Consider the following 1,925-nt stretch of genomic DNA (forward strand, 5'->3'; position numbering starts at 1 on the left):
GGCGGCGGTGCAAATCCCTCGACCCAACCCGGCACGTCGTCCGCAGGCATCGGCCGGGCGATGAAATAGCCTTGGGCCACTTCACAGCCCATGCGCATCAACAGCTGGCCGTGCTCCAGGGTTTCCAGGCCTTCGGCAATCACTTCGCGGCCAAACGCACGGGCCAGGCCGATCACGGCCTTGGTCAGCGCCAGGTCGTCCTTGTCGTGCAGGATGTCGCGCACGAACGACTTGTCGATCTTGATGGTCTGGGTCGGCAGGCGCTTGAGGTAGCTCAGGGAGGAATAGCCGGTGCCAAAATCATCCAGGGAGAACTGCACGCCCAAGGCCTGGCAGGCCTCCAGGTGCTGGGTGACACGCTGGATATTGTCGATGGCCACCGACTCGGCGATCTCCAGGTCCAGCCGGTGCGGCTCCACCTGCGGGTATTGCGCCAGCAAATCTTGCAGGCGCTCGACAAAATCCTCGCGCTGGAAGTGCCGCGCCGCGATGTTCACGCTCACCGACCACCAATGCCCATGCACCTGCCAGCGATGCATCTGGCCCAACACCTGGGCGATCACCCATTCGCCGATATCGACAATCAGGTCGGTCTGCTCGATCAGTGGCAGGAAATCCCCCGGCTTCACCAGGCCACGCTCGGGGTGCTGCCAGCGTAACAACGCTTCGAACCCCACCACCGTGCCGCAGCGCAAGTTGACCTTGGGCTGGTAATGCAGGCACAACTGGCCCGCCGCCAGGGCCTGGCGGATCTGCTCCACGGTCTGGTGGCTGGCCTTGACCTCCTGTTCCAGGGATACATCAAACAACTGGTAGCGGTTGCGCCCGCTCTGCTTGGCCACATACATCGCCTGGTCGGCATGGCGCAGCAAGGTGTCGGCGTCCTCGTCGTCCAGGGGGAACAGCGTGACGCCGATGCTGGCGAACACATTCAGCTCCGCCCCCTGGATCGAGTACGGCTCGGAAATCGCCTTGAGGATGCGCAGCAAGGCGCCGTTCAGCTCGTCGATATCGCGCACATAACGCAGGATCAGCACAAATTCGTCACCGGCGAGCCGGGCGACCACGTCCTCGCCGCGGATGATCTCCCGCAACCGAGTGGCCACTTCCACCAACAACAGATCCCCACAGGCATGCCCATACCCGTCGTTGACCGCCTTGAAGCCGTCCAGGTCGAGCATGCACAACGCCAACGGGATGTCTTCGCTGCGGGAGAACTCCAGGGACTGGTTAAGCAACTCGGACAGATAGGCGCGGTTCGGCAAGCCGGTCAGCACATCGTGGCCGACCCGCCATTGCAGGGTGTGCAACAGCTGGCGCTTTTCGCTGACATCAAAGCGGATCGACACGTACTTCTGCACGCGCCCGGTCTTCTCATCGAGCAGCGGCACCATGGTGCTGTCCACCCAATACAACGTCCCATCCTTGGCCCGGTTGCAGATTTCCCCACGCCACACCCGGCCTTCGCTGATGGCTTGCCACATGCCCTGGAAGAACCCCGCAGGGTGCAGTCCCGAGCTCAGAATGCGGTGATTTTGCCCCAGCAACTCGTCACGCCCGTAGCCGGACATGCCGCAGAACTGGTCATTGACGTAAGTGATGCAGCCCGCCAGGTCAGTCTCGGAGAAAATGGCGGCTGCATCCACGGCCCTGCGGTATTTCTCGTCCATGAGTCAGGCTCACTGTGGCTAGCGGTTGAACCGCTCGACCAGGGCGCGCAACCCGGAAGAGATGCTTTCGAGTTCCCGGCCACGGGTGACTGCAGCGTTGGCATTGCCCGCTGTCTTTTGCACCGTGGCGGCAACGTTATTGATCTGCTGTGAAACTTCCTCGGCGACGTGGGATTGTTCCTGTGAGGCAGCAGCCATTTGCTGACTCATACCGGTAATACGCTCCACCGCGTGGCGAATGCCTTGCAGCGCCTG

At 62.3% G+C, this 1,925-nt stretch carries 1 protein-coding gene and 1 pseudogene; both read right to left on the reverse strand.

All coding sequences use genetic code 11. The features are described from left to right. On the reverse strand, positions 1-1,670 hold a 1,670-nt coding region (locus HX786_RS28030), incomplete at its 3' end, for a bifunctional diguanylate cyclase/phosphodiesterase (protein WP_178912893.1). A gap of 18 nt (positions 1,671-1,688) precedes the next feature. Then, positions 1,689-1,925 (reverse strand): annotated as a pseudogene (locus HX786_RS32045) (chemotaxis protein); the annotation flags it as partial.

Origin of the sequence: Pseudomonas sp. 21615526, assembly GCF_013386245.1 — a bacterium.
In the GTDB taxonomy this organism is placed as follows: Bacteria; Pseudomonadota; Gammaproteobacteria; order Pseudomonadales; family Pseudomonadaceae; genus Aquipseudomonas.